The 11,605-nt window shown below is 58.6% G+C and carries 9 protein-coding genes; 2 read left to right on the forward strand and 7 right to left on the reverse strand.

All coding sequences use genetic code 11. The features are described from left to right. Positions 1-62: 62 nt before the first annotated feature. The 6 genes from ABLU80_RS25140 to ABLU80_RS25165 all read right to left on the reverse strand — a co-directional run bounded on the left by ABLU80_RS25140 (position 63) and on the right by ABLU80_RS25165 (position 7,775). Entirely contained in the window at positions 63-407 is a 345-nt protein-coding gene (locus ABLU80_RS25140) for a DUF1294 domain-containing protein (protein WP_348850589.1), read from the reverse strand. Between the two features lie 114 nt (positions 408-521). Next, positions 522-1,334, reverse strand: coding sequence for a DNA/RNA non-specific endonuclease (locus tag ABLU80_RS25145; protein WP_348850590.1), 813 nt, complete (start codon positions 1,332-1,334; stop codon positions 522-524). Between the two features lie 224 nt (positions 1,335-1,558). Next, complete coding sequence (locus tag ABLU80_RS25150) at positions 1,559-4,708, reverse strand: CusA/CzcA family heavy metal efflux RND transporter (RefSeq protein ID WP_348850591.1); 3,150 nt, start codon at positions 4,706-4,708, stop codon at positions 1,559-1,561. 11 nt (positions 4,709-4,719) lie between these two features. Continuing rightward, complete coding sequence (locus ABLU80_RS25155) at positions 4,720-5,982, reverse strand: efflux RND transporter periplasmic adaptor subunit (protein WP_320944519.1); 1,263 nt, start codon at positions 5,980-5,982, stop codon at positions 4,720-4,722. A gap of 45 nt (positions 5,983-6,027) precedes the next feature. Beyond that, a complete protein-coding gene (cusF, locus tag ABLU80_RS25160) occupies positions 6,028-6,372 on the reverse strand; it encodes a cation efflux system protein CusF (protein WP_348850592.1) in 345 nt (114 codons plus the stop codon). A 17-nt stretch (positions 6,373-6,389) separates the two neighbouring features. Then, positions 6,390-7,775: an efflux transporter outer membrane subunit gene (locus tag ABLU80_RS25165; RefSeq protein ID WP_058655204.1), complete on the reverse strand. Its 1,386-nt coding sequence runs from the start codon at positions 7,773-7,775 to the stop codon at positions 6,390-6,392. 173 nt (positions 7,776-7,948) lie between these two features. On the opposite strand from ABLU80_RS25165, the gene cusR reads away from it, so the two are divergent. Together cusR and ABLU80_RS25175 are read left to right on the forward strand one after the other, a co-directional pair. Continuing rightward, on the forward strand, positions 7,949-8,632 hold the full coding sequence (gene cusR, locus ABLU80_RS25170; protein WP_047080543.1) for a copper response regulator transcription factor CusR: 684 nt from the start codon (positions 7,949-7,951) through the stop codon (positions 8,630-8,632). Continuing rightward, complete coding sequence (locus ABLU80_RS25175) at positions 8,622-10,064, forward strand: Cu(+)/Ag(+) sensor histidine kinase (protein WP_348850593.1); 1,443 nt, start codon at positions 8,622-8,624, stop codon at positions 10,062-10,064. The genes cusR and ABLU80_RS25175 overlap by 11 nt, the downstream gene beginning before the upstream one ends. 53 nt (positions 10,065-10,117) lie before the next feature. Here ABLU80_RS25175 and ABLU80_RS25180 read toward each other — a convergent pair whose 3' ends face one another. Beyond that, on the reverse strand, positions 10,118-11,239 hold the full coding sequence (locus tag ABLU80_RS25180) for a cupin domain-containing protein (protein WP_015368487.1): 1,122 nt from the start codon (positions 11,237-11,239) through the stop codon (positions 10,118-10,120). Between the last annotated feature and the right edge of the window lie 366 nt (positions 11,240-11,605).

An 11,605-nucleotide genomic window follows, 5' to 3' on the forward strand; every position in this document is an offset into this window, starting at 1 on the left:
CTGTCGATCTACTTCCGCTTTCTCGTTAATAGTTTGCTTAGCTATGATTCAACTCACCAACCCTACACCCCATAACCCCGGTACAGCCAATACCCGCCAACCAGCACCACAACATTCAGCACGATGCTAATAATGAAATACGTCCTGAATGGCTGCTTCTGGGTTTTGTGGCGAAAACACTGCTGCCCGACAATCGCGCCGGGCCATCCGCCAAGCAGGCCGAACGTCAGCAGGGTGGATTCCGGGATCCGGCTCCAGGCTTTACGGGCGGCTAGTTTGTCGATGCCGTAGATAAGCCAGGTTAGCACGTTCGCCAGCAGGAACCACATGGCGATGGAATAGGGCAGTAACAGGCTGCCGACGGCGGCAAGGGCCAGCAGGAAGTAACAAAAATAACCGAGCTTCATACGATATCAATAGCGCTTAGCAGTGGCAGAGACGGCAACTATACCTGGTTTGCTGGCTGGCGGTAAGACGCCGATTGTTAATCGCGACAGGTCGACAACTTTACCCCTTGCTCCTTATCGGCAACCCATTTCCCGCGCCAACCTCCCCGGCTGCGTTTTTAGCGTTGTGGCAACGGCCGCCGGCAGTGCCGACCACAGCGTCAAATGCGGACTGGTACGGCGCTCGATCTCCGCCACCGTCACCTGATGGTCGCAAAAATTAGCATCGCGCGGCGTTGCCTGGTCCAGCACAAATGCCGCGTACTGGCCGCTCTGCGGACCATCATTGAGGAAAATAATCTTCCAGTAGCCGCTGGGGATCTCCACGCCCGGCGCGGCGGGTAGGGTGGCGATATGCCGCTCGAACAGCGGTCCGGTAACCGCATAAACCGCCGTCACCTCCGGGCGCTCTGCTAACGCGCGCTCTGCGTCTTCTAGTCGCGCCCACGCCCCCTGATTCAGCGCCGCTTCCTGCGGAGTGATATTCGACAGATAGTTCAGCGCAGGCCAGTCCGCCGCGCCGCCGAGGCTCGCCAGCGGCGCCTGATGGCCGCGATCGACCGCCAGTAAGGTGTTGGCCCGGCGATAGTCGGCGGGCGTCAGGGTATCGGCGGCGGGTAAATCGGGGTCCTGCTTCCACACTCTCTCCCGGTTGCTGGCCTCGCTGGCGCGAGTGATTTTATACGCTACCCAGTTGGCCAGTTTACGGTGAGGGTTGTTGTTCAGCGTGTAGGCCGCGCGGAAGAGCGTCTGTTGACTGCCGCCGGTTGGGCAGCCAACCTCGCAATTATCCACCTTTGCTGTCGCGGCATGGCTGGGTGATATCGTGCTCAGGGTGAAAAGTAATAACAGCAAAAATAAACAGGGTGGAAAAGGATTCTGGTTCATCGATAGCGCTCATTAATTTAAGGCCCACCTTTTCTCCGCGTGATAAATACGCAGCCAGGGTGAGCGGGAAAATCAATGAAGCTAAAGGGAATAACGTCGAGTGAAGGCCGATTGGCGCAGAGGATGAGATAATATGAGAGCGGGTGAGGGTTAAATGAGGTGATTATTTGTCGGCCTAATAATAAAAAAGCCCGCCGGTGAAATACCAACGGGCCTGCCTTTATTTATTCTCCGCGCTTGCCCCGATGCCGGTACAGCCACATCAGCTTATATGCCGCCGGAATGATAAATAGCGACAGCAGCGGCGCGGTGATCATCCCGCCAATCATCGGCGCGGCGATACGGCTCATCACTTCCGAACCGGCGCCAGTGCCCCATAAAATCGGCAGCAGGCCAGCGATAATCACCGCCACGGTCATCGCCTTTGGCCGCACGCGCAGCACCGCGCCTTGGTACAGCGCCTCGTCGAGCTTATCGGCGCTGAAGGTCTGCGGGTTCTCCAGCGATGGCTCCGCCTCGATGGCGTGGCGCAGGTACATCAGCATCACCACGCCAAACTCCGCCGCCACCCCGGCAAGGGCGATAAAGCCGGTACCAGTGGCCACCGACAGATGGAACCCCATCCAGTAGAGGAACCAGATCCCGCCGACGAGGGCGAACGGCACGCTGGTGATAATCAGCAACGCCTCGCCGAAGCGGCGGAACGCCAGGTACAACAGCACGAAGATAATCATTAGCGTCATCGGCACCATCAGCTTCAGCTTCTGATTGGCGCGCTCCAGCAGCTCAAACTGCCCGGAGTAGGAGACGCTGATGCCCGGCTTCAGCTTCACTTCTTTGCCGATGGCCTGCTGCAGATCGCGCACCACCGAGACCATATCGCGGTCGCGGGCGTCGATGTAGATCCAACTGGTCGGGCGGGCGTTCTCGGTCTTCAGCATCGATGGCCCGGTAACGACTTTAACCTCGGCGACGTCGCCGAGCACGATCTGCTGCTTCAGCGGCGTGAGGATCGGCAACTGGCGGAGGGTCTCCGGGCTATCGCGATAGCTCTGCGGGTAGCGGATGTTGATCGGATAGCGCTCGACGCCCTCTACCGTTTCGCCGACCATCGCGCCGCCGATGGCGGACGAAACAAACAACTGCACGTCGCCGACGGTCATGCCGTAGCGGGCCGCCTTCTCACGCTGAATATCAATGTTGAGGTAGCGCCCGCCGACCAGCCGCTCGGCTAACGCTGACGTGACCCCCGGCACGGTGCGAGCCACCACTTCAATTTGTTCGGCGATGGCGTCGATATCGGCCAGGTTGGTGCCGGAAACTTTAATGCCGATCGGGCTCTTGATGCCGGTGGAGAGCATGTCGATGCGGTTGCGGATCGGCGGCACCCACAGATTCGCCAGCCCGGGTAGACGTACGGTTTTATCCAGCTCCTCGACGATCTTCTCCATGCTCATCCCCGGTCGCCACTGATCCTGTGGCTTGAGCTGAATCGTGGTCTCTACCATCTCCAGCGGCGCCGAGTCGGTGGCGGTTTCGGCCTTGCCGGTTTTGCCGAACACCCGCGCCACTTCCGGCACCGTCATGATCAGCTTATCGGTTTTCTGCAGCATATCCGCCGCCTGCGCAGCGGAGATCCCCGGCAGCGTTGACGGCATATACAGCAGATCGCCCTCGTTGATCTGCGGCAGAAACTCGCCGCCGACCCGGTTAAGCGGCCAGATAACCGTCAGGATCGACAGCAGCGCGATCAGCAGGGTAGTTTTCGGCCAGTGCAGTACCTTCAGCAGCAGCGGGTGATAAATGCGGATCAAAAAGCGGTTCAGCGGGTTGCTGTTCTCCGCCGGGATCTTGCCGCGGATCCAGAAGCCCATCAGGATCGGGATCACCACGATCGCCAGCAGCGCCGCCCCGGCCATCGACCAGGTTTTGGTGAAGGCCAGCGGGCCGAACAGTTTGCCCTCCTGGCCTTCGAGGGTGAAAATCGGGATAAACGACAGAGTAATGATCAGCAGGCTGATAAACAGCGCGGGGCCGACCTCCACCGACGCATCGGTAATGATTTTCCAGCGGATGTCGTTGCTTAGCTTCTCTCCCGGGTGCTGATGTTCCCACTCCTCCAGCCGCTTATGGGCGTTCTCAATCATCACGATGGCGGCATCGACCATCGCCCCCACCGCAATGGCGATCCCGCCCAGCGACATGATGTTGGCGTTGAGCCCCTGGAAATGCATCATGATAAAAGCGAAGCACAGGCCGAGCGGCAGCGAGATAATCGCCACCAGCGCCGAGCGTACGTGCCACAGGAACAGAGCGCAGACCAGCGCGACGACGATAAACTCTTCCAGTAGCTTGTAGCTGAGATTGTCGATGGCGCGGTCGATAAGCTGGCTGCGGTCGTAGGTGGTGACCACTTCAACCCCTTCCGGCAGGCTGCTTTGCAGCGATGCCAGCTTCTCTTTGACCGCCGAGATCACCTCGCGGGCGTTCTTGCCTGAGCGCAGGATCACCACGCCGCCGGCCACTTCGCCTTCGCCGTTAAGCTCGGCGATACCGCGGCGCATCTCCGGGCCGATCTGCACCCGCGCAACGTCGCCGAGATAGACCGGCACGCCGTTGTCACCGGTCTTCAGCACGATATTTTTGAAGTCGTCGAGCGTCTGCAGGTAGCCGCTGGCGCGCACCATATATTCGGCTTCCGCCAGTTCGACGGAAGAGCCGCCCGCCTCCTGGTTAGAGGCGTCCAGCGCCGATTTCACCTCGCCGAGGCTGATGCCGTATTGGGTCAGCTTCATCGGGTCGACGACAATCTGATACTCCTTGACCACGCCGCCCACCGACGCCACTTCCGAGACGTTAGGAATGGTTTTCAGCTCATATTTTAAGAACCAGTCCTGCAACGAGCGCAGTTCGGCGAGGTCATGTTTGCCACTGCGGTCGACCAACGCGTACTCGAAGACCCAGCCAACGCCGGTGGCGTCCGGGCCCATTTCGGCGCTGACCCCGGCGGGCAGTTTGCCCTGCACCTGGTTGAGATACTCCAGCACCCGCGAGCGCGCCCAGTAAGGATCGGTGCCGTCTTCAAAAATCACGTACACGTAGGAGTCGCCAAACTGCGAGAAGCCGCGCACCGTTTTGGCGCCAGGGACTGACAGCATGGTGGTGGTCAGCGGCCAGGTGACCTGGTTTTCGACGATCTGCGGCGCCTGCCCCGGATAGCTGGTTTTGACGATTACCTGTACGTCGGAGAGGTCCGGCAGGGCGTCTACCGGGGTGTGGATGATGGTCCAGGTCCCCCAGATGCTGAGAAACAGCGCCGCCATCATCACCAGGAAGCGGTTGGCCACCGAGCGGCGGATAATCCATTCAATCATTGTTCCGTTCCTCAGTGCGCGTGGGCGGCAGGAGCCGTGACATCAGGAGCCTTCGCGCGCATGCGCTCCAGCGCGCCGGAGATATTGGCTTCCGAGTCGATCAGGAACAGGCCGCTGGCGACCACCTTCTCACCCTCTTGTAGACCGCTGCGAATGGCCGTAACGCCGGCGGATTCATGGAATACCTGTACGAGCTTCGGCACGAAGCGGCCCTCGTTATCCACGGTAATCACTCGCTGCTCGCTGCCGCTGTCGATCAACGCTTTTGATGGGATTAGCAGCATCGGCGCGCTTTCGCTGGTCAGTTTCAGATAGGCGTTCATCCCCGGCTTCAGCGCTTCATCCGGGTTGTTGACCTGCAGGCGTAGCTGCAGCGTACGGGTGGCGCTATCGACGCTGGGGAGAATGGTCCATTTGTTGATGCTGAAGGTTTTTCCCGGCCAGGCGGGAACCTGAATGGCGAACTGCGAGGCGTCTTTAATTAGCCAGGCGATGGATTCCGGTACCGCCACGCTGACCCACACCGGGTCCATGCCCTGAATTTTCGCCACCACATTATCTTTGGCGATATTCATTCCGGCGCGCAGATCGAAGGCGGTAATAACGCCATCGATCGGTGCTTTGAGGGTAAAGCGGGTCTGGATTTTACGCGTGGTTTTCAGGCGGCGGATATCGTCATCCGGCATCCCGGCAAGGCGTAGACGCTCGAGGATCCCCTCAACCTGCGTGGCGGTGCCCCCGGTCTCCTGCAACAACAGATATTCGCTCTGCGCTTCCACCCAGTCCGGGATGGTCAGCTCGAGTAAGGGCGTGCCTTGTTTCACTTTGTCGCCGACGGTCAGCGGATAGACTTTATTGATAAAGCCCGCCGCCCGCGCCTGCATAATCACGTACTGGTACTCGTTATAGCTGATGTTGGCCGGGAAGGTCTGGGCGTAGCGCAGCGGCCCGCGGGTGACCGCGGCGGTTTTTACGCCGAGATTCTGGGTCTGCGTCGGGTCGATACGCACCCCTGGCGCACCGGCGACGGCACTCTCCTCATCAGCGTATTTCGGCACCAGGTCCATATCCATAAACGGCGATTTACCCGGTTTATCAAAGCGAGTATTCGGGTACATCGGGTCGTACCAGAACAGTACTTTACGCTGCTGCTCGGCCGCCGGAGCGGCAGCGTGGGACGGCGTCAGTCGGGTATACAGCGCCGCGGTAAGCGCGCCGCCAATCAGCATGCTGCCAAGGATCAGCGCCGTATTTTTCAGTGTCAGGGATGCCATGTGTCGTCCATTCAGTTGTTGAGGTAGGCTACCGTCGCCGGGCCGTTATTGGGCGCGGATATCCTTTAACAGCGACAGATTGCCCTGCTGAACGAAGGTGAAGTCCACGCTGTCGCCGTCCTTCACATTGTTGAGCTGCGTCTGCGGGGTGATGGTGAAGCGCATGGTCATCGGCGGCCAGTTCACCGCCGGGATGGCCTCGTGGGCGATAGTGATTTTTTTACTATCCATATCAATGGCTTTAATGACGCCTTTGCCAGTAATGCTTTGCGTCTGCGCGGCAGCGGGCTGCTCGTGCATTGCCATACCGGCGTGCGGGTCGGCGGCCTGGGCCGCGAACACTGCGCCAGAGAGCAGGGTGAACAGGGCGATTTTAGACAGTGAATTCATAATCAAGACTCCTCGGGTTATTCCATCCAGCCGCCGCCGAGGGCGGTGAACAGGGTGATTTCATTCGCCTGACGGGAATAGTTGAGTTCCAGCAGGGTTTGTCGGGTGGTGAAAATGTCGCGTTGGGCGCTCAGGACTTCGATGTAGCTGACCGCGCCGTGACGATAGAGCGCGGTGGCGCGCTGCAGGGTGATATTCAGCGAGGCGAGATAGCGCTGCTGGGCGGCAATTTGATCGGCCAGGCTTTGGCGCAGGGCCAGCGCGTCGGCCACCTCTTTAAAGGCGGACTGTATTTTTTGCTCATAGTTGACCACCTGCTGCTGCTGGCGGATTTCCGCCAGATCGAGGTTGGCCTGATTACGCCCGGCGTTGAAAATCGGCAGTTCAATTTTGGGGATAAAGTTCCACATCGCGCTGCCGGCGTTAAACAGGCTGGAGAGCTCGCTGCTGCTGCCAGAAAGCGAGCTGGTCAGGGTAATCGACGGGAAGAAGGCCGCCCGCGCGGCGCCGATATTGGCGTTTGCCGCCAGCAGGCTGTGCTCGGCTTCCAGAATATCCGGCCGCTGCAGCAGGATCGCTGAGGAGAGCGACGGCGGCAGGGTTACGCCTTTCAGGTCCACGGCGCTGCTGGCGCTATCGTCCGGCAGGCGTTGATAGCTACCGAGCAGCAGCTGCAGGGCGTTATTGGCCTGCGCTAGCTGGCCTTGTCGTTTGGCAATATCGGCGCGGGTGCTTTCGATCATGCCGCGCGCCTGTTCCAGCGCCAGCACGGTGGTGCTGCCGGTCAGCAGCTGTTTTTCAACGAAGGCGTAAGACTGCTGATAGTTCTGCAAGGTGTCGTTCGCCACCTGTAACTGCGCCGCCGCCAGCCGCTGGTTGAAGTAGCTTTGTGAAACGTTAGCAATCAACAGGATATGCACCGCGCGCCGCGCCTCTTCGCTGGCGAAGAAGTTCTGCCGGTCGGCCTCGCTAAGGTTTTTCAACCGGCCAAAGAAGTCGAGGTCGTAGCTGAGATTCAAGCCGGCGGCATAATCGCTGCTGGTGGTGGTGTCGCCTTTGAGCTTGCCGCCATAGGTGGTGCTGCCGTCGCCGTTAAGCTGTGGGTAGCGGTCGGCGTCGGTCACCCGGTACTGGGCGCGGGCTTCCTGCACTTTCAGCGTCGCCATCCGTAGATCGCGATTGTTGGTCAGCGCGGTGCTAATCAGGCTTTTCACCTGCGGGTCGACGAAAAAGGTGCGCCAACCGGTCTCCTGGTAGCCCGCCGTCGCGGTAACCAGTTTGTTCTGGCTGAGAGAGAACTGCTGCGGTACCGGCGCGGCGGGGCGCTGGTAGTCCGGAGCAAGTGACAGACAGCCGGTTAAGGCGAATATCACGCTGAGAGTAAGAAGCTTTATTGGGCGCATGGCGACAGACGGTTTTCGGCGATTTATCAATGGCGGATACTTTACGCAGCGGGCTCTGTTCAACGCGTGACAGGAAAATGACAAAGCTGTCATTTTCCTGATATTTCATTGCTATCCGGAGGGGCTCCTCTAAAATTGAATACCCGCACAGAGCGCGCGTGAAGGAGCCAGCCGTGAAGATTTTGATTGTCGAAGATGAGATGAAAACCGGGGAGTACCTGACCAAAGGGCTTACCGAAGCCGGATTCGTCGTCGACCTGGCCGACAACGGCCTTAACGGTTATCACCTGGCGATGACCAGCGACTACGATCTGCTGATCCTCGACATCATGCTGCCGGACGTCAACGGCTGGGATATCGTGCGCATGCTGCGCGCCGCCAATAAAGGGATGCCGATCCTGCTGCTCACCGCGCTTGGCACTATCGAGCATCGGGTGAAGGGGCTGGAGCTGGGCGCCGACGACTATCTGGTGAAGCCCTTTGCTTTTGCGGAACTGCTGGCGCGGGTGCGCACTCTGCTGCGTCGCGGGGCGGCGGTAATAGTAGAAAGCCAGTTTCAGGCGGCCGATCTCAGCGTTGATTTGGTCAGCCGTAAGGTGACGCGTGGCGCGACTCGTATCACCCTGACCAGCAAAGAGTTTACCCTGCTGGAGTTCTTCTTGCGCCATCAGGGCGAGGTGCTACCCCGTTCGCTGATCGCGTCGCAGGTGTGGGATATGAATTTCGACAGCGACACTAACGCCATCGACGTGGCGGTGAAGCGGCTGCGCGCCAAAATCGATAACGACTTCGAGCCGAAGCTTATCCAGACCGTGCGCGGCGTCGGCTATATGCTTGAGGTGCCGGATGGCCGCTAAGCGCCCCTTTTCGCTGGCCACCCGGCTGACCTTCTTTATCAGCCTCGCCACCATCATCGCTTTCTTTGCCTTCACCTGGATCATGATCCATTCGGTGAAGGCCCACTTTGAAGAGCGCGACGTTCACGATCTCAAGCAGCTCAGCACCACGCTTGAGACGGTGCTCAACCACGCCGACTACCCGCAGGAGCGGCGGCTGGAGATCTTAAAAAACGTGATTGGCGGCTACGCTAACGTCTTTATCTGTCTGGATGATGCCGAGGGCAAGATCTTATTTCAGTCGCCAGACGGTCCGGAACTCAGCCATATTATGAGTACGCCGGGGCTGGCGATGAAGTTGCGCCATGGTAATGTGATTTCATGGACCGACCCGCAGCCGCGGGAAATGGTTCATGATAATCATCAAATGGAGACTCGCTCCTGGCGGCTAATCATGTTGCCGCTGGGCAAGCAGGCAGATGGCAAACCGGCCTGGCATCTGCTGATGGCCTTATCGATCGATTTTCACCTGCACTATATTAATGAACTCAAAGCGAAGCTGATTTCCGCGGCGTCGATAATCAGCCTGCTGATTATCGCCATCGTGCTGTTTGTGGTCTATCAGGGGCATAAGCCGATTCGCCAGATCAGCCGCCAGATCCAGAATATTACCTCGCGGGATCTCGATGTACGCCTTGACCCGCAGGCGGTGCCCATCGAGCTGGAGCGGCTGGCGCTGTCGTTTAACCATATGCTGGAGCGCATAGAGGATGTCTTTACTCGCCAGTCGAACTTTTCCGCCGATATCGCCCATGAAATCCGTACGCCGATTACCAACCTGGTCACGCAAACCGAAATCGCCTTAAGCCAGAGCCGCAGCCAGCAGGAGCTGGAAGAGGTGCTCTATTCCAATCTCGAAGAGTTCTCGCGCATGTCGCGGATGGTCAGCGATATGCTGTTCCTCGCCCAGGCCGATAATAACCAGCTGATCCCCGAACAGCGGGCGCTGGATCTGGCCGAGGAAGTGAATAAGGTGTTTGAGTTCTTTGAAGCATGGGCGGAAGAAAAAGAGGTGGCGTTGCGTTTTGTCGGTAGCCATTGCCGGGTGATTGGCGACCCGCTGATGCTGCGGCGGGCAATCAGCAACCTGCTGTCGAACGCGATTCGCTATACGCCGGCCGGGCAGGCGGTGACCATTCAGTTGAGCGAAAGCGCCGAGAAGATTCGCCTGGTGGTGGAGAACCCCGGCGCGCCGATTGCCGCCGAGCATCTGCCGCGCCTGTTTGATCGTTTCTATCGCGTCGACCCCTCGCGCCAGCGCAAAGGCGAGGGCAGCGGCATCGGTCTGGCGATTGTAAAATCGATTGTCAGCGCCCATCACGGCAGCGTGGCGGTGCAGTCCGATCTGCGCTCCACTCGCTTTATTATCGTGTTGCCGAAATATGCGCAATAACGGCTGAAAGCAAGCGGGCAGCGCCAGGCGCCGCCCGCAGTATTGCCGTTCTCTTACTCTTCGAAATACCAGTAGCCCTGATTAATCAGGCGCGTCAGTTCGCTAACGAACGCCGGATTTTTCAGGCCGCTGCCGAGCTCTTCTTGACCTAACGAGGTATAGCGACACAGCGCATCGAGCGCGCTGGCATCGGTGGTGTCGAGTTGTTCGCTATGCACGAAGAAGCTGTCGCCGATATGCAGAACGCGCAGGCCGCTCAGGCGAGAAAGCTTTTCCCCGCCCAGTAGCGCATCGACCACTTCCTCTTCTTCATATGCCGGTTCCGCCGGAGCAATATCCAGTTCGTGACGCGGCGTGGTGACGAAACTGCCGAACCACTGCTTGAAGTCTTCGGGTTGGCGAATCATGTCGATCATCATGTTGCGCAGACGGTCGAGTTCATACTCTTCAACCCGGCCCGGATGCTCGCGGCAGGTGAGATCCGGGTCGCTGTAGTGTTCCCCGCCGAGGTCGTTTTCCAGCACATAGTCGGCGAAGCTGCTGATCAGGTCGCGGCCGTTTGGCCCACGGAAGCCGACGGAGTAGTTCAGTGCCGTTTCGTGGGTCACTCCGTCGTGCGGGAATCCAGGCGGAATATAGAGGATGTCGCCCGGCTCCAGATCTTCATCAATAATCGGCGGGAACGGATCAACGTGCAGCAGCGCCGGATGTGGACAGAACTGACGCATCGGCAGCTTGTCACCCACGCGCCAGCGGCGGCTCCCCATGCCCTGAATAATAAAGACGTCATACTGATCGATATGTGGGCCAACGCCGCCGCCAGGAACGGAGAAGGAGATCATCAGATCGTCTAAACGCCAGTCCGGCAGTACGCGGAATGGGCGCACCAGTTCGGCGGCAGGCATATGCCAGTGGTTTACCGCCTGGGCCAGCAAGGACCAGCCGTTTTCACCCAGCCCATCGAAATGTTCAAAAGGACCGTTGCTGGCCTGCCATTTACCGTTGACTAGGCTGACCAGCCGGCTATCGACTTCCGGTTCCATGGCTAACCCGGCCAGTTCATCTGGCGTGATGGGGTCGATGAAGTTCGGAAACGCCTTCTTTAATACGACCGGCTGCTTTTGCCAGTACTTCTCTAAGAACTCGGGCCAGTTAATGTTGAGTTGATAAGCCATAGATTATTACCAATAGGAAGAAACGGCTCTGATTATAGAAAGGAGGGAAAGCGTGGCGCTTTGTCATGGGTCAAGAGTGGTGCTTAATTCACCATTGGCGTGATCGCGGTGGTGGTGGAACGAGAAAAATCGCGTTTTCGCAAAAAAGTGGTTTCGGTAGGGAATGCGCTGTAGGCCGCATGAACTCTGGGTTTCGTCGGTTTTGTCCTAACGCGGATAAACGTGAAAAGTGTAATTAATGAGCGCTTGATAAGTTTTTTGTATTTTAAGGCTTGCTATATCTCAGCAGCTCCCTATAATGCGCACCCACTGACACGGCGGATGTGAATCACTTCACACAAACAGCCGGTTCGGTTGAAGAGAAAA

This window comes from Klebsiella sp. CN_Kp104, assembly GCF_040064515.1.
In the GTDB taxonomy this organism is placed as follows: domain Bacteria; phylum Pseudomonadota; class Gammaproteobacteria; order Enterobacterales; family Enterobacteriaceae; genus Klebsiella; species Klebsiella aerogenes.

What these genes read in the sequence shown, in the direction of transcription:
- ABLU80_RS25140 (WP_348850589.1), bottom strand. Translation starts at nt 407, where the DNA reads ATGAAGCTCGGTTATTTTTGTTACTTCCTGCTGGCCCTTGCCGCCGTC.
- ABLU80_RS25145 (WP_348850590.1), bottom strand. Translation starts at nt 1,334, where the DNA reads ATGAACCAGAATCCTTTTCCACCCTGTTTATTTTTGCTGTTATTACTT.
- ABLU80_RS25150 (WP_348850591.1), bottom strand. Translation starts at nt 4,708, where the DNA reads ATGATTGAATGGATTATCCGCCGCTCGGTGGCCAACCGCTTCCTGGTG.
- ABLU80_RS25155 (WP_320944519.1), bottom strand. Translation starts at nt 5,982, where the DNA reads ATGGCATCCCTGACACTGAAAAATACGGCGCTGATCCTTGGCAGCATG.
- cusF (WP_348850592.1), bottom strand. Translation starts at nt 6,372, where the DNA reads ATGAATTCACTGTCTAAAATCGCCCTGTTCACCCTGCTCTCTGGCGCA.
- ABLU80_RS25165 (WP_058655204.1), bottom strand. Translation starts at nt 7,775, where the DNA reads ATGCGCCCAATAAAGCTTCTTACTCTCAGCGTGATATTCGCCTTAACC.
- ABLU80_RS25175 (WP_348850593.1), top strand. Translation starts at nt 8,622, where the DNA reads ATGGCCGCTAAGCGCCCCTTTTCGCTGGCCACCCGGCTGACCTTCTTT.
- ABLU80_RS25180 (WP_015368487.1), bottom strand. Translation starts at nt 11,239, where the DNA reads ATGGCTTATCAACTCAACATTAACTGGCCCGAGTTCTTAGAGAAGTAC.